Source organism: Lichenibacterium minor (assembly GCF_004137685.1).
Lineage (GTDB): Bacteria > Pseudomonadota > Alphaproteobacteria > Rhizobiales > Beijerinckiaceae > Lichenihabitans > Lichenihabitans minor.
Map to the genome: position 1 here is coordinate 292,506 of NZ_QYBB01000002.1, position 17,129 is coordinate 309,634.

A 17,129-nucleotide genomic window follows, 5' to 3' on the forward strand; every position below is an offset into this window, starting at 1 on the left:
CGGGGGCATCCTCCTCCACCGGTTCTCGCGGCACCCGCGTGCACGGGCCCGGCGCCGTGGTGAGGCGACGTTAACGATGCCGCGTCTAGGCTCAGGGCGACGGCGGATTGCCGCGTGGGCGCGCTTTCCCCCAGCTTCATCGGGAGTTGTGGGAACGCCGCGCCGCTCGCGCGCATTCGAAAATCCGGAAGGCTCGTTCCATCGGCGATTGCCGCCGCGGGCTTCCCCGGACTACGCTCGAGGATTAGGCCTGTTCCGGTTCGACGGCGCGGGTCCGAGGACGGCATCGGGACAGCAGGAGACCTGAGATGGCGACGAAGAAGGCGACCACCGAGGCGGCCGAAAAGCCCGCCCCCAAGGACAAGACCGAGAAGGTCACCGAGGAGGAGCGGGTGCCGAAGGGCGCCGCCGCCAAGAAGAGCACCGGCAAGGCCCCCAAGGAGGAGAAGGTGTCGGAAGCCGACGCCAAGACGTCGACCAAGGGCCCCGCCAAGGCGCTGGGCAAGCCCGTGACCCCGTCCAAGGACCTCGCCGAGATCGTCGGCGCCGAGCCGCTGCCGCGCACCGCCGTGGTCAGCAAGATGTGGGACTACATCCGCAAGCACGAGCTGCAGAACCCCGCGGACAAGCGCGAAATCCTCGCCGACGACAAGCTGAAGGTCATCTTCGGCAAGGACAAGGCGACGATGTTCGAGCTCAACAAGCTGCTGTCCTCGCACCTCGCCTGACGGGCGGCCGGGCGCGCGGGGCGGGATGCGGTTGATCCGCCCCGCCCTTGGGCCTAGACCCGGGCGACAGCCTCGGGCCTCCCCATGTCGCCACCCCTCCACGGTATCCGCGTCCTCGAACTGGCCCGCATCCTGGCGGGCCCGTGGTGCGGCCAGCTGCTGGCCGACCTCGGCGCCGACGTCGTCAAGGTCGAGCGGGCCGGCGTCGGCGACGACACGCGGCAATGGGGGCCGCCCTTCATCCCCGCCGTCGACGGCACGGACCTCGGCGCCGCCTATTTCCACAGCTGCAACCGCGGCAAGCGCTGCATTTCGGCCGACTTCGATGCGCCCGAGGGCCGGGCGCTGGTCCACAGGCTCGCTCGGCACGCCGACGTGGTGGTGGAGAACTTCAAGGTCGGCGGCCTCGCGCGTTACGGCCTCGACGCCGCCACCCTGCGCGCCTCGAACCCCCGCCTCGTCGTCTGCTCCATCTCGGGCTTCGGCCAGGACGGGCCCTACGCGGCCCGCGCCGGATACGATTTCCTGATCCAGGGCATGGGCGGCGCCATGTCGATCACCGGCGAGCCCGACGGCGCGCCGATCAAGTCCGGCATGGCCATCGCCGACCTGTTCACCGGCCTCTACGCCGCCAATGCCGTGCAGGCGGCGCTGCTCCGCCGGGCCGCCACGGGGGAGGGGGCCACGATCGACTGCGCCCTGCTCGACAGCCAGGTGGCGATGTTGAGCTCCCAGGGGCTGAACCACCTCGTTTCGGGCCGCGATGCGCCCCGCTTCGGCAACGCCCACCCGTCCATCGTGCCCTACGACGTGTTCCCCGTCGCCGACGGCCATATCGTGATCGCCACCGGCAACGACGGGCAGTTCCGGCGCTTGTGCGAGATCCTGGGCGACCCGGCGCTCGGCACCCATCCCGACTACCTCGCCAACCGCGGCCGCGTCGCCAACCGGGCGCCGCTGACCGCCGCGCTCCACGCGCTGACGTCGCGGCGCGAAGCTTCCGAGCTGTTGGCGAAGCTCGACGCCGCCCACGTCCCCGCCGGGCCCATCAACACCGTCGCCCAGGTCTTCGCCGACCCACAGGTCGTGGCCCGCGGCATGGCGCTCGAGCTCGACAACCCCCTCGCCGAGGGCGGCACCACGCCGGGCATCCGCTCCCCCATCGTGATGGACGGGGTGCGCCTGGCGAGCCCGCGCCCCGCGCCGAACCTCGGCCAGCACGCCGACGAGATCCTGGCCGACCCGGCCTGGGGCGGCGCGGGGCCGGGGGCCGCAGCATCGGGAGCCGAGACTTGGGATCCAACGCCATGACCGACATCGCGCCCCGCACCGGCGGCCGCATCCTGGTCGAAGGGCTCGCCGCCCAGGGCGTCGGGCACGTGTTCTGCGTGCCGGGCGAAAGCTACCTCGCGGCGCTCGACGCCCTGCACGATTCCCCCATCGCCCTGACGGTGTGCCGCCACGAGGCCGGGGCCGCCATGATGGCCGACGCCGTGGCGCGGCTCACCGGCCGCCCCGGCATCTGCATGGTGACCCGGGGCCCCGGGGCCTCCAACGCCATGGCGGGCCTCCACGTGGCCGAGCACGATTCCGTGCCGCTGATCGTCTTCGTCGGCCAGGTCGCGCGGGGCATGCGGGGCAGGGGGGCGTTCCAGGAGCTGGACTATCCCGCCGTGTTCGGCACGGTCGCCAAATGGGCCGTCGAGGTCGACGACCCGGCCCGCATCCCGGAAGTGCTGTCGCGTGCCTTCCACGTGGCGCTGCAGGGCCGCCCCGGGCCGGTGGTGGTCGCGCTGCCCGAGGACGTGCTGGCCGAGGCGGCCAGCGTCGCCGACGCGCCGCGCGTCGAGCCGGCGCTGCCCTGGCCGGGCCTGCCGCAGATGGCGGAGCTGCAGAAGATGCTGTGGGGGGCCGAGCGCCCCTTGATGGTGCTGGGCGGCGGCGGCTGGAGCGAGCCCGCCCGCGCCGCCGTGGCGCGTTTCGCGGAGCGCTTCGACCTGCCGGTCGCGACGTCGTTCCGCCGCGCCGGGCTGTTCGACGGATCCCACGCCAACTACGCCGGGGAGATCGGCATCGGGCCGAACCCGCGGCTGCGCGACCGGATCGCCGGGGCCGACCTCGTGCTGCTGCTCGGCGCGCGGATGGGCGAGATGCCGTCCCAGGGCTACACGCTGCTCGACGTGCCGGTGCCGCGCCAAAGGCTCGTCCACGTCCACCCGGATGCGGCCGAGCTCGGCCGCGTCTACGCGCCCGCCCTCGGCATCCACGCCGCGCCGCGCACCTTCGCGGCATCGCTCGAGGCCGTGCAGCCGCCGGGGACGATCCGCTGGGCGGGGGCGGCCGCGGCGGCGCGCGCCGACTACCTCGCCTGGACCGAGCACCCGCCCGCGGTGCCCGGCCCGGTGGACCTGGGGCGGATCGTGTGCTGGCTGCGCGACCGGCTGCCGGCGGACGCCATCGTGGCCAACGGGGCCGGCAACTACGCGATCTGGCCGGGGCGCTTCCACCGCTTCCGCGGTTTCGGCAGCCAGCTGGCGCCCACCTCGGGCTCGATGGGCTACGGCGTTCCGGCGGCGATCGGCGCCAAGCGGCTCGACCCGTCGCGCGTGGTCGTGGCCTTCGCGGGCGACGGCTGCTTCCTGATGACGGGCCAGGATTTCGCCACTGCGGTGCAATACGGGCTCGCCGTGATCGTGATCGTGGTCGACAACGCCATGTACGGCACGATCCGCATGCACCAGGAGCGCGAGTTTCCCGGTCGGGTCACCGGGACGGCGCTGCGCAACCCCGATTTCGCCGCCTATGCGAGGGCCTTCGGCGGCCACGGCGAGACGGTGGAGCGCACGGCGGATTTCGCGGCCGCCTTCGAGCGGGCGCAGGCGTCGGGCCTCCCGGCGATCCTCCACGTGAAGGTCGACCCCGAGGCGATCACGCCCGCCACGACGCTGAGCGCGATCCGGGACCGGGCGACCCGCTAGTGCGCCGCGTCCAAGCGAGTGGGCCGGCTCGACCAGACCGATCAATCATCCGTTCGGGTCGGACCATTCGGACGGATCGCGGGCGGGCGGCATCGCCCGACCGCGTGACGGGGTCCGCCGGACGGGATCAGTAGCCGCTCAGCACCGCGCCGAAGGGGTTCTCCATCCAGTCGCCGTAGCTCGGGGCGCGCCGCGCCGGGGCATAGCCGAGGGCGGGCTCGCCGTAACGGGTCTGGCGGGCGTAGTCGCGGTCGCGGTGCCGGGTGTGGCGCGCCGCGACGGGCCGGTCGTCGTCGGCATAGGCGACGGTTTCGGGCTCGACGCTCCGGCGGCGGGCGACCTGCACGTCGCCGCGGCCGGGGCGGCTCCCGACGATGTTGATGCTGGCACCCTCGGCCTTCACCATGCCGTACAGCTGCGCGGCATGTCCGGGCGACAGCCGCACGCAGCCGTGCGACGCGGCGGCGCCCAGCGACGCGGTCGCGTAGGTGCCGTGGATCGCGTAGCCGCCCTTGAAGAAGATGGAGTGAGGCATCGGCGAATTGTGGTACTTGCGGGAATAATGCATGGCCTGCAGGCTCTGCACGCCGTAATGGCCGTTCGGCGTCACGTATCCCATGCGGGCCGTCGACACGGGCCAGTCGTAGGCCTCACCGGTGCCGGAGCGGACATGCATGGTCTGCGTCGACAGGTCCACCTGGATATTGACGGCGGCCTCGGCCGGCGCAGCCCACACGCCCAAGCCCACCAGAACGGCGGCCACGAACCCCATCACCCGCATCGCATCGCTCCGTGGTCGAAAATCCCGCCTCATTCACGCCATGCTGGCGCCGGCATGCCGCCCTGTAAAGGCGCGACCGCGAACACGGTTTATGGGTTCGGCCGCGGCGCGTTCTGGGACGAGAAGAGAGGCGTGTCTCGCTCCTGGTCGGTGAGCCCGGGATCGGCAAGAGCTGGTATCTGTCGCGCCTCGCCCGCCGCCTCGGCGTGCCGTTCCGGTCCCACCCGATGGACACCTTCACCCTTGAGGGATGGCCTGTCGGGATCGCATCCGTCCCGGCGGAACGCACGGCCGGGCCTCGTCAGGCGGACCTTCCTCTCGGAGACCACGGCCAACCCGCTCTTTCTGGTCGACAAGGCGGACAAGCCGTCGGACGCCTGGCGCGAAGACCCATACAGGCCCTTCTACTCGCTGCTCGAGCCGGAGAACGCCCGGGCATTCGTCGAGGATTTCCTCGGTTTCCCGATCGACGCGTCGAGAATTTCCTGGGTCCGCGCCGGCAACGAGGTCGAACTCCTGCCCGCGCCGGTCCTGGACCGCCTCTCCATCCTGCGGGTCTCATCCATGGATCAGGCGCAGGCGCGGTCCGTCGCCGCCAGCAACTACGAAACAGCCAACGCCGAGCGGGACGGGTTCACCGACAAGCGCGAAGCGATGGAGGGTGCCAGACCCGGCGACGAGGCGCGGACGGTTATCCGATCCGCATCTTGGAGGTCGGTCGACCGGACCGTGGTGTCTCACCCCGACATGCCCCATCACCCGATCGAGGACCTCGGACCCGACCGAGCCGCTGTGCGTGGATCCGGTCATGTTTCGAGACCGGCGTTGGAAGCGGCACTGGATGCATCCTCGGTCGGTCTGGATCGGGTTGGGCCGCCTGCCGGTGCATCGATCCATTCAGAAGGCACGATGAACATTCATCCTGGCACCAGCCCTCGAAGCGGCGCACATTCCGTCCGCATCAGAGCAAGGGATGGGCCGCATTGTCCCGTGCAGGGTGGATCCCCGCATGATTGATGGACGTGACGCCCACGACGAGCGTCATCATATCGAGACCTGCGCATCTCGTCGCTCGGTCAGCCGATGATAGATCGTAGCACCATGTCGGAGAACATTGCGGCCACCTCCTCCTTGGACAGTCTCCCAGCCGATTTGAACCACGTACCCACACTTGAAAGCATGGCCAGGATACCGAATGTCGCAACCCTGGCATCCATGATCTTGAACTTACCCACCCGCTCCCCGTCACGCAGTATGGTGGACAGCTTATCTTCGTATCGTGCCCTTAGCCCGAGTATGTAGGCGAGGTTCTCGGGATCCAGACTTCGAAGTTCTGAATTGATGACGAACATCTCCTCGCTTCGTTCCGCGTGGTACAGGACGTGAAAGTGGACGAACGCCTCCAGCCTCTCGGATGGCGACGAATCCTCGGTGGGAAGATCACGATCCGCGGCGTGCAGGAGGTCATCCATGTGACCCTTGACGATCTGGAACAGGAGATCCTGCTTGCTCTCGATATGATTGTAGATCGAGCTTTTCTGGATCCCGACTTCGGCCGCCAAGTGCTGCAGGCTCGCGGCAGCGAACCCGTGCCGGTAGATGAGGCGGAGCCCAGCTTTATGAATCGCGGCCTCGGTCTGGGGCCCCGACGATCCGATTTTCCGCGCCATCTCCCGTCGGTCCGATCCGAACATTCACGCAACCCGTCGATGGGTCGATACCATCGCGGCGGCTCATGACCAAAGGCCTGGACGCCAGAACCGTCGGCAGCCTGGCCGAATCCTGAGGGTAACCAGCCATGGATGTCGACGCGGTCAGGATGAGACCCGGTCGCCGAAGTCCGTGGGTGTCACGTGCTGGGTCATCAGGGCTGCGTCCTGCGCAGCCTGGGATCTCGCGTAGCCCGGACGATCCGAGAGTCTGGCCCAATAGTCCCTGATATCCGGTGTGAACTGAGCGTCGAGGCCCAGCTTGGTGGCGAGAAGGAGAGCATAGCCGATGGACACGTCGGCCGCGGTGAACCGGCCCGCCGCATAGAACCCACCCTCGAGCCCGCTCAGGCCCTTGCGCAGGCGCGACAGGAACCATCGCGCGTAGTCGTCCGCCACCTCGGGCAGCCGGCGCTCGGGCGGTTCCAGCCGCCGGTAGCGTAAAACGAGCGTCTGCGGGAACGTGAGAGTCGCTTCCCCGAAATGTAGCCCGTTCAGGAATGCCGCGTAGCCGGGCTCTTCCGGGGCCACGTCGAGAGGGGAAGGTCCGTGGCGGCTGACGAGGTATTGGCAGATCGCGGCCGACTCGGTCATCCGCACGTCGCCGTCCTCGAGCAGCGGGATCGTGCCGAGCGGGTTCGTCGACAGGTAGGTGGATGCGGCGACGCGCGGCGGGAAGGGCAGCATGCGCAGCTCATAAGGCAGGCCCATCTCCTCCATCACCCAGAGCGGGCGGAAGGAGCGGGCGTCCGAGCAGTGATGCAGCACGAGCATGTCGCTTTCCTCGCTGTCGGCCCTGTCGATCCTCAGGCGGTTTCGGCGCTCTTCAACCCGAGGCGCTCCTCCATGGTCCGGCGCATGACGAACTTCTGGATCTTGCCCGTGACGGTCATGGGGAACGCGTCCACGAACTCGACGTAGCGGGGAACCTTCTGGTGGGCGATCTGCCCCTCACAGAACGCGCGAACCTTCTCCCGCGACAGGGCCGCGCCCTCGCGCACCCGGATCCAGGCGCAGAGTTCCTCCCCGTACTTCGCGTCGGCGACGCCGAAGACCTGGACGTCCAGGATGTCCGGGTGGCGGAACAGGAACTCTTCGATCTCGCGGGGATACAGGTTCTCGCCGCCGCGGATGACCATGTCCTTCATGCGCCCGACGACGTTGCAGTAACCCTCGCCATCCAGGGTGGCGAGATCGCCGGTGTGCATCCAGCGCTCGGCATCGACGGCGTCAGCCGTCGTGTCGGCGTCGTTCCAGTAGCCGAGCATCACGGAATAGCCGCGCGTGCAGAGCTCGCCGGTCTGGCCGCGCGGGACCACGAGGCCGTCCGTGCCCACGATCTTCACCTCGACGTGGGGATGGACCCGCCCCACCGTGGAGACACGCCGCTCGAGGGGATCGTCCACGGCGCTCTGGAAGCTCACCGGGCTGGTTTCGGTCATGCCGTAGGCGATCGTGACCTCGCGCATGTTCATCCGTTCGGCGACCTGCCGCATCACCTCGATCGGGCATGGAGCGCCCGCCATGATCCCCGTGCGGAGCGAGCGCAGGTCGAAGCGGCCGAACTCCGCGTGGTCCAGCTCGGCGATGAACATCGTCGGCACCCCGTAGAGCGCGGTGCATCGCTCGGCCTGCACCGTTTCGAGGGTGGCCAGGGGGTCGAAGCCCTCGCCGGGGTAGACCATGGCGGCGCCGTGCGTCACCGCCGCGAGATTGCCCATGACCATGCCGAAGCAGTGGTAGAGCGGCACCGGGATGCAGATTCGGTCCGCCGACGTCAACCGCTGTGCCCTGCCGACGAAGTGACCGTTGTTGAGGATGTTGCGGTGCGTCAGCGTCACGCCCTTGGGCGATCCGGTGGTGCCGCTCGTGAACTGGACGTTGATCGGGTCGTCGCACCGGAGTTGGCCGGCGATCTCGCGCAGGGCGGAGCGCTCCGCCTCGCCGCCGAGGGCAGGCACATCGTCGAACGCGATGGTGCCCGGGGCCGGCGGTCCACCGATCTGGATCACGATCCGCAGGTGCGGCAACCGCGCCGCGACGAGCCGACCGGGCGCCGACGTGGCCAGCTCGGGCGCCAGGACCCCGATCATCCCGACGTAGTCGCTCATCTTGAACGCCGTCGCGGTCACCAGGGCCGCGCAGCCGACCTTGTTGAGCGCGAATTCCAGCTCGGTGAGCCGGTAGGCGGGATTGATCGTCACCAGGATCAGCCCCGCCCGCGCGGCGGCGAACTGGGTCAGCGTCCACTCGACGCGGTTGAGCGACCAGACGCCGATCCGGTCCCCTCGCCGCAGTCCGAGCGCGAGCAGGCCGGCCGCGAGGGCCTTGGCGCGCTCCCCCAGTTCGAGCCACGTCCAGTCGATCCCTTGGCGGCGCGAGATCAGGGCGGCGCCGCCGGGCCAGGTGGCGGCGGCCCGGTCCAGCGCCTCGCCTATAGTCCATGCGAGGAGCGGCTCGGACGCCGCACCTTGGACGTAACTGGCCGACGGCTCCGTCATCCTGTCCTCCCTCGATGTCTTCGGTCTGCAGCGGGACGACCGGCGGTGTCGGCCCTTGTTCAGGTCACGGGTCTGCGGTCGCCGCCATCGCCCGCGCCACCTTCGACGCCGGCTCTCGGTCGAGGTGACGCGAGATCGACTGTCCGGCCCGCGCGAGGGCATGGAGGTCGATCCCGGTCTCGATGCCCATCCCGTCCAGCATGTAGACGAGATCCTCGGTCGCGACGTTGCCCGTGGCTCCCCGGGCGTAGGGGCAGCCGCCGAGGCCCACCACCGCGGCGTCCACGACCGAGACCCCGAGGTCGAGGCAGGCGAGAATGTTGGCCAGGGCCTGGCCATAGGTATCGTGGAAGTGGAGCGCGAGCCGATCGATCGGCACGTCGGCCGCCACACGCTCGATCAACTGGCGGGCTTCGCGCGGCGTCCCCGTCCCGATCGTGTCGCCAAGCGAGATCTCGTAGCAGCCCATGGCCAGGAGCGCAGCGGCGACCTTCGCCACCGCGTCGGCGGACACGTCGCCCTCGTAGGGGCAGCCCAGCACGCAGGACACGTAGCCGCGAACGCGCAGGCCGGCCGCCCGCGCCGCCCCGGCGACGGGCGCGAAGCGGTCGAAGCTTTCGGCGATCGAACAGTTGATGTTCCTGCGGGAGAAGCTTTCGGATGCGGCGCCGAACACCGCGATCTCGCGAACCCCGGCGGCGAGGGCCCGGTCGAGGCCCTGCAGGTTGGGGACCAGCACCGGCAGGCTCACGCCGGGCATCGAACGCAGCCGTGCCAGCACATCGGCCGTGTCGGCCATCTGCGGCACCCATCGCGGCGACACGAAGCTGCCGGCCTCTATGGTGGTGACCCCGGCCCCGGCTAGGGCCTCGATCAGCGCGACCTTGACGTCGGCGGGGACGATTACGGGCTCGTTCTGCAACCCGTCGCGAGGGCCGACTTCGACCACGCGCACGCGAGAGGGACAGGTCATGGCTGCGGCACCTCCTCGGCGAAGGTCACGAGTTCGGCGCCTTCCTCGACCATCTCGTCCACGGCGAAGCGGACCTCGGCAACGATGCCGTCCTGCGGCGCGCGGAGCGTGATTTCCATCTTCATCGCCTCGACCACCATCAGCGACGCGTTCCGCTCCACGACGTCCCCGGGTCGCACCATCACGCGGGCGACGCGCCCCGGGATCGGCGCCGTCACCCGGTCGCTGCCGAAAGTCTGGGTGGCGGGGGGCGCCAGCGGGTCGACTTCGACCAGCGCGTGGTTTCGCCCCGCGTGGATGACGGTCAGCTCGGCTCCGCGGCGGATCACCCCGATGCGGCGGGACACGCCGTCGACGAGCAGCGACTGTCCCCTCTCGTCCTCGCTCGACGCCGCCAGGACGGAGCCGCCGGGCCAGTCGACGCGGAGGCTCCCATCTGCCTGAGGGCGCGTCCGCAGGGGGACCGGAGGGGAGGATCCCTGGCGGAAGCTGAGGTCCTGGTGCCCCGGTCCGTTCATGCGCCAAGCGTCGGTGCACCCCCAGGGAGACCAGGCGTCGCCGCCCGCCTGCGCGGCCTCGGCCGCCAGGCGCCGCTCGCCCAGCACGGTCAGCGCTGCAGCCGCCAAGACCACGGGATCGGCCTCCCCCGCGGTCGCGCCCGCGGGCAGGAGGTCCTCGGCGTGGCGTTCGATGAAGCCGGTGTCCAGCTCTGCCGCCGCGAAGGCGGGGTGCCCCGCGATGGCCCGCAGCAGGCCGAGGTTGGTGGCCATGCCGACCACCTCGTATTCCGCCAGCGACGCCACCAGCTGCCGCACGGCGGCGGGACGGTCCTCGCCCCAGACGATCAGCTTGGCGATCATGGGATCGTAGTTGGAGGTGATCCGGTCGCCCTGCACGACCCCGGTGTCCACCCGAACGCGGCCCGGCACCTCGCGCGGCTGGCGCAGATGGGACAGGGTGCCGACCGCGGGCAGGAAGTCCCGCGCGGGATCCTCGGCGTAGACCCGCGCCTCGATGGCGTGGCCACGGAGGCCGATCCGATCTCCGGCCAGCGGCAGGGCCTCGCCCGCCGCCACCCGGAGCTGCCACTCGACCAGATCGAGGCCGGTCACCATCTCGGTCACCGGATGCTCGACCTGCAGGCGCGTGTTCATCTCCATGAAGTAGAAGCCGTCGCCCTCGGCGATGAACTCCACCGTGCCGGCGCCGACGTATCCAACCGCGCGCGCCGCGGCCACGGCGGCCTCGCTCATGTTTCGGCGCCGGACCGGGTCCATGCCGGGGGCCGGCGCCTCCTCCAGCACCTTCTGGTGGCGCCTCTGGATCGAACAGTCGCGTTCGAACAGGGGAACGGTTTCGCCATGGCTGTCGGCGAAAACCTGGATCTCGATGTGCCTGGGCCGTGTCAGGTACTTCTCGACCAGCACGCGATCGTGGCCGAAGGACGCGAGGGCCTCGCGCTGGGCGCCCTCGATCGCGGCCTCGATCTCGCCGGGCGAGCGGACGATGCGCATGCCCTTGCCGCCGCCGCCCGCCGAGGCCTTGATCAGCACGGGATAGCCGATCCGCGCGGCGGCGGCGGCGAGGGTGCCCAAATCCTGCGCCTCGCCGTGATAGCCCGGCACGAGGGGCACGCCGGAGCGCTCCATGAGGGCCTTGGACTCGGCCTTCGAGCCCATGGCGCGGATCGCCGCCACGGGCGGCCCGATGAAGACCACCCCCGCCTCGGCGCAGGCGGCGGCGAAGTCGGCGTTCTCGGACAGGAAGCCGTAGCCGGGATGCACCCCGTCCGCACCCGAGCGCCGGGCCACGTCGAGGATGGTGTCGGCCGCGAGGTAGCTTTGACGGGCCGGGGCGGGTCCGATCGGCCATGCCTCGTCGGCGAGCCGCGCGTGGCGGGCGCCGACATCCGCCTCCGAATAGACCGCCACGGTTGCGATGCCGAGGCGCCGGGCGGTCGCGATCACCCGGCAGGCGATCTCGCCGCGGTTGGCGATGAGGATCTTGCGAAACATCGTGATCCCTCTCAATCCAGCCGCCAGGTCGGTGGACGTTTGTCGAGGAAGGCCGCGATGCCCTCCCGGCCTTCGATCGAGGCGCGGCGCTGGGCGATGCGCCGCCCCGTCTCCTCCCCGAGCGCATCGTCCACGGGCCGTCCTTCGCACAGGAACACCAGCGCCTTGGCGTCGGCCTGGGCCCCGGGGGCGCCCTGCAAGATCGCGCGGAGCACCTCCTCCCCGGCTGCGGTCAGCTCGTCGGCAGGCACCACGTCGTGCACGAGCCCGATCTTCCGGGCTCGGACGGCGTCGAAGACTTCGCCGGTCTGGAACAGGCGACGCGCCCAGCGGGCGCCCACGGCGTTGACCACGTAGGGGCTGATGGTCGCCGGGGAGAGCCCGAGCCTCACCTCGCTCAGGCAGAAGCTCGCCCGCTCCGAGGCGATCGCGACGTCGCAGCACGCGGCCAGCCCGACGCCTCCGCCATAGGCCGCGCCCTGCACCAGAGCCAGGGTCGGCTTGGGCAGTCGGTCCAGGACGCGCAGCAGACCGGCGAGTGCCGCGGCGTCGGCGACATTGTCGTCGAACGAGTGCCCCGCCATCCGCCGCATCCACGCGAGGTCGGCCCCGGCCGAGAAGCTGCGGCCGTTGCCCGCCAGCACCACGGCCCGGACCTTGGGGTCCCCTCCCAGGCGGCGCAGGGCCTCGGTCAGGCCCACGATGAGGGCGTCGTCGAAGGCGTTGTGACGGTCAGGGCGGTCCAGGGTCAGGGTGGCGACGCCGCGAGCGTCGGTCGCCTCGATGAAGGCCGTGCTCATGGTCCCGCTCCTCACATCCTGAACAGGCCGAAGCGGGTCGGCGGAATGGGGGCGTTCAGGCTCGCCGACAGGCCTAGGGCGAGCACGCGCCGCGTGTCGGCCGGGTCGATCACCCCGTCGTCCCAGAGGCGGGCGCTGGAATAATACGGATGGCCCTGGGCCTCGTACTGCTCGCGGATCGGCGCCTTGAACGCTTCCTCCTCCTCGGCGGGCCAAGTGCCGCCCCGGGCTTCGACGCCGTCGCGCCTGATGGTGGCGAGCACGCTCGCGGCCTGCTCGCCGCCCATGACGGAAATGCGGGCATTCGGCCACATCCAAAGGAAACGCGGCGAGTAGGCACGGCCGCACATGCCGTAGTTGCCGGCGCCGAAACTCCCGCCGATGACGACCGTGAATTTCGGCACGGCCGCGGTCGCGACGGCGGTGACGAGCTTCGCGCCGTCCTTGGCGATGCCGCCGGCCTCGTATCGCTTGCCGACCATGAAGCCCGTGATGTTCTGCAGGAACACGAGCGGCACGCCCCGCTGGCAGCACAGCTCGATGAAATGCGCGCCCTTCTGGGAGCTTTCCGAGAACAGGATGCCGTTGTTGGCGATGATGCCGACCGGGTAGCCCCAGATGTGCGCGAAGCCACAGACCAGGGTGGGGCCGTAGAGCCGCTTGAACTCGTCGAACTCGCTGTCGTCGACGATGCGGGCGATGACCTCGCGGACGTCGTAGGGCGTGCGGAGGCTGTCGGGCACGACGGCGTAGATCTCCTCCGGCGCGTGGCGCGGCGGCAGGGGCCGGCGGAGTTCCACGGAGGGACGTTTCACGCCGTTCAAGCTTCCCACGATACGGCGGGCGATGCCGAGCGCGTGGGCATCGTTTTCGGCGATGTGATCGGTGACGCCGGACATCCGGCTGTGCACGTCGGCACCGCCGAGTTCCTCGGCGGAGACGATCTCGCCGGTCGCGGCCTTCACGAGGGGTGGGCCGGCGAGAAAGATCGTGCCCTGGTTGCGCACGATGATGCTCTCGTCCGACATCGCCGGGATGTAGGCCCCGCCCGCCGTGCATGAGCCCATCACGACGGCGATCTGGGCGATGCCCTCGGCCGACATGTTAGCCTGATTGAAGAAGATGCGCCCGAAGTGATCCCGGCCGGGGAACACCTCGTCCTGGTTCGGCAGGTTGGCCCCGCCCGAGTCGACCAGGTAGATGCAGGGAAGGCGGTTCTGCTGGGCGATCTCCTGGGCGCGGAGGTGCTTCTGCACGGTGATGGGGAAGTAGGTCCCGCCCTTCACTGTCGCCTCGTTGGCGACGATGACGCATTCGCGCCCGGCGACGCGGCCGATGCCGGCGACGACGCCGGCCGAAGGGACTTCGCCGCCGTACATCCCGTGCGCGGCGAGCTGTCCGATCTCGAGGAACGGCGAGAAGGGATCGATCAGGGCCCGGACGCGGTCGCGGGGCAGCATCTTGCCACGAGCCAGATGCCGCTCACGAGCCGGCGCTCCCCCGCCGACGCGCACGCGCTCAGCCGTGTCCCGGAGGTCCGCGACCAGGGCGCGCATCGCCCTGTCGTTGGTGCGAGCTTCCGGGGAGCGAAGGTCGATGTCGGACTCAATCGTCGGCATGCGAGTCCCCTGGGTGATGGTGCGCCTTGGTGGTCCTTTGAAGCAGGCGGAGGACGACGGCTGCGAGCAGCAGCTTCAGGGCGTCGCCGGGCAGGAACGGCAGGAGGCCCGCGGCGAGCGTCGCCGGAAGGTCGTGGAGCCAGACCGCGTCCAGCCAGACGAGTCCAGGGACATAGATCGAGGCTTGCCCGAGCAGGAGCGCGCCGAGCAGCCTCGGCCAGTCCCGGCGCGTCCCGCCGCTCCGAACGGCCCAACTGACGACGACGACGGCCAGCAGGAAGCCGGCCAAGTAACCCGAGGTCGCTCCGCCGAAGGGCCGTCCTCCGGCCAGCACCGGAAGGCCCAGCGCAGCTTCCATGAGATAGGCGACGACGGTCGCAGCCCCGAGCCAGGGACGGTAACGCGCGCCGATGACCAGCACGGCGAAGGTCTGCATCGTCGTGGGAACGGGCCACATCGGAACCTGCACCCAAGCGGACGCCGCGAGCAGCGCCGAGCCGGCAAACACCGCGAGGATGCCGCCGACCGGACCACCCTCGGCCAGCGTCCATCCGTGGATCGGCATCGCGAGCGATGGCCTTCCTCCCATTGTCCCCTCCCCCTCCGACCGGCGCTCGGATCGAGCCGACGCGCGCCATGTCCCATGTGCGAGGTCGTCCAGATCGCAGCGTGGACCCGGCGACGATCCGGCGACCCTCAAGCACCCTTGTCGAACAGTTCCCGTCCAATGAGCATGCGGCGGATCTCCGAGGTGCCGGCGCCGATCTCGTAGAGCTTCGCGTCCCGTAGAAGGCGGCCCGTGGAATAGTCGTTGATGTAGCCGTTGCCCCCGAGCAGCTGGATCGCGTCCAGGGCGCACTGCGTCGCCTTCTCGGCGGCGTAAAGGATAGCCCCGGCGGCGTCCTCGCGGGTGGTCTCGCCGCGGTCGCAGGCCTTCGCCACGGCGTAGACGTAGGCCTTGCAGGCGTTGGTCGTCACGTACATGTCCGCGATCTTGCCCTGGACGAGCTGAAACTCGCCGATCGCCCTGCCGAACTGCTTGCGCTCCCGGACGTAGGGGAGGGCCACGTCGAGGCAGGCCTGCATGAGGCCGAGCGGACCGGCGGCGAGCACGGCACGCTCGTAGTCGAGGCCCGACATCAGCACGTTGACCCCGCGCCCGACGCTCGCGAGCACGTTCTCCTCGGGCACCTCGCAGTCCTCGAACACGAGTTCACAGGTGTCGGATCCGCGCATGCCGAGCTTGTCGAGCTTTTGATGGGCGGAGAAGCCCTTCATGCCCTTCTCGACGATGAAGGCGGTGATGCCCCGTGAGCCCGCCTCGGGGTCCGTTTTGGCGTAGACCACGAGCGTTTCGGCGACCGGGCCATTGGTGATCCACATCTTGGTGCCGTTGAGCACGTAGCGGTCGCCGCGTTTGTCGGCCCGGGTTCGCATCGAGACCACGTCCGACCCGGCGCCGGGCTCCGACATCGCGAGCGCGCCGACGTGCTCGCCGGAGATGAGCTTGGGTAGGTACCTGCGTTTCTGGGCGTCGCTCCCATTGCGGCGGAGCTGGTTCACGCAGAGGTTCGAGTGGGCGCCGTAGGACAGGCCCACCGAGGCAGAGGCGCGCGAGATCTCCTCCATCACCACGACGTGTTCGAGATACCCCAGCCCGGAACCGCCGTACTCCTCCTCGACCGTGATTCCGTGGAGGCCGAGCGCGCCCATCTCCGGCCAAAGGTCGCGGGGGAACTCGTTGTCGCGATCTATGGCGTCGGCCCGCGGTGCGATGCGCTCCCGCGCGAAGTCCCGTACCGTGCCCCGGACGGCATCCGCCGTTTCACCCAGGTCGAAGTTGAAGTCTCGCGCGGCATTCGGGATCATTCGGGCGGTCCTCCATCGTCCACGGTGATGGCCGATGGTTAAACTAACGATCGTTCGTATGTTGATCAAGGCCTTTGTTGGGCATCCGCGCCCACCGCCGGAGATTCCTCACGTGCCATCAGGCGTCCAACTTCGACCGCCTCGGGTTCGATCCGAGCAGGCTGCACGTCCTTGTCGCGGGACGGGTGGCGGGGGGATGAAAGGCGCGGACACGATCGCGCGCATCGGGCGCGAGTTCTTCATTCGAAGCCGGTCCATCGAGAAGATCGTGCGGGACCTGCACGTGTCCCGGAACACCGTCCGCAAGGTGGTGCGCACCGGGCGCACCGCGTTCGCATACGAGCGTGAGGTCCAGCCGATGCTCAAGCTCGGGCCGTGGCGGGCCGATCTCGACGAGCTGCTGGCCGCCAAAGACAGCAAGGCGGCCCGCGAGCGGCTCACCACGATCCGTATGTTCGAGGATCTGCGCGGCCGCGGCTACGCGGGCGGCTACGACGCCGTCCGGCGCTACGCCCGGGGCTGGAAGCGCGAGCGGGTCGCCGTGACGGCCGCCCACGGGCCGCTGAGCTTCGATTTGGGCGAGGCCTGGCAGTTCGATTGGAGCCACGAGATCGTGCTGATCGGCGGCACCACCGTCACCATCAAGGTGGCCCACGTCCGGCTCTGCCACAGCCGGATGCTGTTCGCGCGGGCTTATCCGCGTGAAAGCCGGGAGATGGTGTTCGACGCCCACGACAAGAACTTCGCCTTCTTCGAGGGTGCGTGCCGCCGCTGTACCTACGACAACATGAAGACGGCAATCGAGGCGATTCTCGTCGGCAAGGAACGTCAGTATGACCGCCCCTTCCACCAGATATGCGATCACGATCTCGTCGGCTTGGTCGCCTGCACGCCGGCGTCGGGCCGGGACAAGGGTCAGGTCGAAAACCAAGTCGGCTTGGTGCGGGAGCGTTTCTTCACGCCCCGCCTGCGCGTGAAGAGCATCGCGGAGCCGAAGCCGACCACGGCCAAAGCAGACCTTCGCTCGTGCCGGCACCCGTAAACATGAAACTGCTGTGCCCGAGATGTCCCTTCCGCCGACCTCGCCGCCGCCGACACTTGCCACGCGTGGCAGTTCCGCCTTGCCGAAGTGCAACGCGCGTTCCCAATGCTGATG

At 69.7% G+C, this 17,129-nt stretch carries 14 protein-coding genes and 1 pseudogene; 5 read left to right on the forward strand and 10 right to left on the reverse strand.

Annotated elements, in window-relative coordinates:
- Positions 1-308: 308 nt before the first annotated feature.
- The 3 genes from D3273_RS03500 (at position 309) to D3273_RS03510 (ending at position 3,706) form a co-directional block, all read left to right on the forward strand.
- Positions 309-728 carry an SWIB/MDM2 domain-containing protein gene (locus D3273_RS03500; protein ID WP_129223529.1) on the forward strand — a complete coding sequence of 140 codons (420 nt, stop codon included), beginning with the start codon at positions 309-311 and terminating at the stop codon, positions 726-728.
- Positions 729-812: 84 nt separating this feature from the next.
- Positions 813-2,039: a CaiB/BaiF CoA transferase family protein gene (locus D3273_RS03505; protein WP_129223531.1), complete on the forward strand. Its 1,227-nt coding sequence runs from the start codon at positions 813-815 to the stop codon at positions 2,037-2,039.
- A complete protein-coding gene (locus D3273_RS03510; RefSeq protein ID WP_129223533.1) occupies positions 2,036-3,706 on the forward strand; it encodes a thiamine pyrophosphate-binding protein in 1,671 nt (556 codons plus the stop codon). Before D3273_RS03505 ends, D3273_RS03510 begins: the two co-directional genes overlap by 4 nt.
- A 127-nt stretch (positions 3,707-3,833) precedes the next feature.
- On the opposite strand, the gene D3273_RS03515 is transcribed toward D3273_RS03510, so the two are convergent.
- Complete coding sequence (locus D3273_RS03515; RefSeq protein WP_129223535.1) at positions 3,834-4,487, reverse strand: L,D-transpeptidase; 654 nt, start codon at positions 4,485-4,487, stop codon at positions 3,834-3,836.
- A gap of 243 nt (positions 4,488-4,730) precedes the next feature.
- Between D3273_RS03515 and D3273_RS03520 the strand changes: the two genes are divergently transcribed.
- On the forward strand, positions 4,731-5,504 hold the full coding sequence (locus D3273_RS03520) for a P-loop NTPase family protein (RefSeq protein WP_129223537.1): 774 nt from the start codon (positions 4,731-4,733) through the stop codon (positions 5,502-5,504).
- Between the two features lie 59 nt (positions 5,505-5,563).
- Here the strand turns inward: D3273_RS03520 and D3273_RS03525 are convergent, their stop codons facing one another.
- From D3273_RS03525 to D3273_RS03565, 9 genes are all read right to left on the reverse strand, one after another.
- Positions 5,564-6,181: a TetR/AcrR family transcriptional regulator gene (locus D3273_RS03525; protein WP_245500965.1), complete on the reverse strand. Its 618-nt coding sequence runs from the start codon at positions 6,179-6,181 to the stop codon at positions 5,564-5,566.
- Positions 6,182-6,301: 120 nt separating this feature from the next.
- Complete coding sequence (locus D3273_RS03530) at positions 6,302-6,970, reverse strand: glutathione S-transferase family protein (protein WP_129223539.1); 669 nt, start codon at positions 6,968-6,970, stop codon at positions 6,302-6,304.
- 32 nt (positions 6,971-7,002) lie between these two features.
- A complete protein-coding gene (locus D3273_RS03535) occupies positions 7,003-8,697 on the reverse strand; it encodes an AMP-binding protein (RefSeq protein ID WP_129223540.1) in 1,695 nt (564 codons plus the stop codon).
- A 64-nt stretch (positions 8,698-8,761) separates the two neighbouring features.
- A complete protein-coding gene (locus D3273_RS03540) occupies positions 8,762-9,670 on the reverse strand; it encodes a hydroxymethylglutaryl-CoA lyase (protein ID WP_129223542.1) in 909 nt (302 codons plus the stop codon).
- Positions 9,667-11,685: an acetyl/propionyl/methylcrotonyl-CoA carboxylase subunit alpha gene (locus D3273_RS03545; RefSeq protein WP_129223544.1), complete on the reverse strand. Its 2,019-nt coding sequence runs from the start codon at positions 11,683-11,685 to the stop codon at positions 9,667-9,669. The genes D3273_RS03540 and D3273_RS03545 overlap by 4 nt, the downstream gene beginning before the upstream one ends.
- Before the next feature lie 11 nt (positions 11,686-11,696).
- Positions 11,697-12,485, reverse strand: a complete 789-nt coding sequence (locus tag D3273_RS03550; protein WP_129223546.1) for an enoyl-CoA hydratase/isomerase family protein — start codon at positions 12,483-12,485, stop codon at positions 11,697-11,699.
- Positions 12,486-12,496: 11 nt separating this feature from the next.
- The gene (locus D3273_RS03555; protein WP_428977754.1) at positions 12,497-14,041 is read right to left on the reverse strand and encodes a carboxyl transferase domain-containing protein; all 1,545 of its coding nucleotides are present in this window, start codon (positions 14,039-14,041) and stop codon (positions 12,497-12,499) included.
- A gap of 49 nt (positions 14,042-14,090) precedes the next feature.
- On the reverse strand, positions 14,091-14,669 hold the full coding sequence (locus D3273_RS03560) for a biotin transporter BioY (RefSeq protein WP_129223550.1): 579 nt from the start codon (positions 14,667-14,669) through the stop codon (positions 14,091-14,093).
- Positions 14,670-14,800: 131 nt separating this feature from the next.
- A complete protein-coding gene (locus D3273_RS03565; RefSeq protein ID WP_129223551.1) occupies positions 14,801-15,973 on the reverse strand; it encodes an isovaleryl-CoA dehydrogenase in 1,173 nt (390 codons plus the stop codon).
- A 196-nt stretch (positions 15,974-16,169) separates the two neighbouring features.
- On the opposite strand from D3273_RS03565, the pseudogene istA reads away from it, so the two are divergent.
- Positions 16,170-16,964, forward strand: a pseudogene (istA, locus tag D3273_RS03570) (IS21 family transposase); the annotation flags it as partial.
- Positions 16,965-17,129: the final 165 nt, after the last annotated feature.

Coding starts and splice junctions, on each gene's coding strand:
- D3273_RS03555 (WP_428977754.1), bottom strand. CDS start 14,041: ATGCGCGCCCTGGTCGCGGACCTCCGGGACACGGCTGAGCGCGTGCGC.
- D3273_RS03525 (WP_245500965.1), bottom strand. CDS start 6,181: ATGTTCGGATCGGACCGACGGGAGATGGCGCGGAAAATCGGATCGTCG.
- D3273_RS03535 (WP_129223540.1), bottom strand. CDS start 8,697: ATGACGGAGCCGTCGGCCAGTTACGTCCAAGGTGCGGCGTCCGAGCCG.
- D3273_RS03550 (WP_129223546.1), bottom strand. CDS start 12,485: ATGAGCACGGCCTTCATCGAGGCGACCGACGCTCGCGGCGTCGCCACC.
- D3273_RS03560 (WP_129223550.1), bottom strand. CDS start 14,669: ATGCCGATCCACGGATGGACGCTGGCCGAGGGTGGTCCGGTCGGCGGC.
- D3273_RS03565 (WP_129223551.1), bottom strand. CDS start 15,973: ATGATCCCGAATGCCGCGCGAGACTTCAACTTCGACCTGGGTGAAACG.
- D3273_RS03510 (WP_129223533.1), top strand. CDS start 2,036: ATGACCGACATCGCGCCCCGCACCGGCGGCCGCATCCTGGTCGAAGGG.
- D3273_RS03530 (WP_129223539.1), bottom strand. CDS start 6,970: ATGCTCGTGCTGCATCACTGCTCGGACGCCCGCTCCTTCCGCCCGCTC.
- D3273_RS03500 (WP_129223529.1), top strand. CDS start 309: ATGGCGACGAAGAAGGCGACCACCGAGGCGGCCGAAAAGCCCGCCCCC.
- D3273_RS03545 (WP_129223544.1), bottom strand. CDS start 11,685: ATGTTTCGCAAGATCCTCATCGCCAACCGCGGCGAGATCGCCTGCCGG.
- D3273_RS03505 (WP_129223531.1), top strand. CDS start 813: ATGTCGCCACCCCTCCACGGTATCCGCGTCCTCGAACTGGCCCGCATC.
- D3273_RS03540 (WP_129223542.1), bottom strand. CDS start 9,670: ATGACCTGTCCCTCTCGCGTGCGCGTGGTCGAAGTCGGCCCTCGCGAC.
- D3273_RS03515 (WP_129223535.1), bottom strand. CDS start 4,487: ATGCGGGTGATGGGGTTCGTGGCCGCCGTTCTGGTGGGCTTGGGCGTG.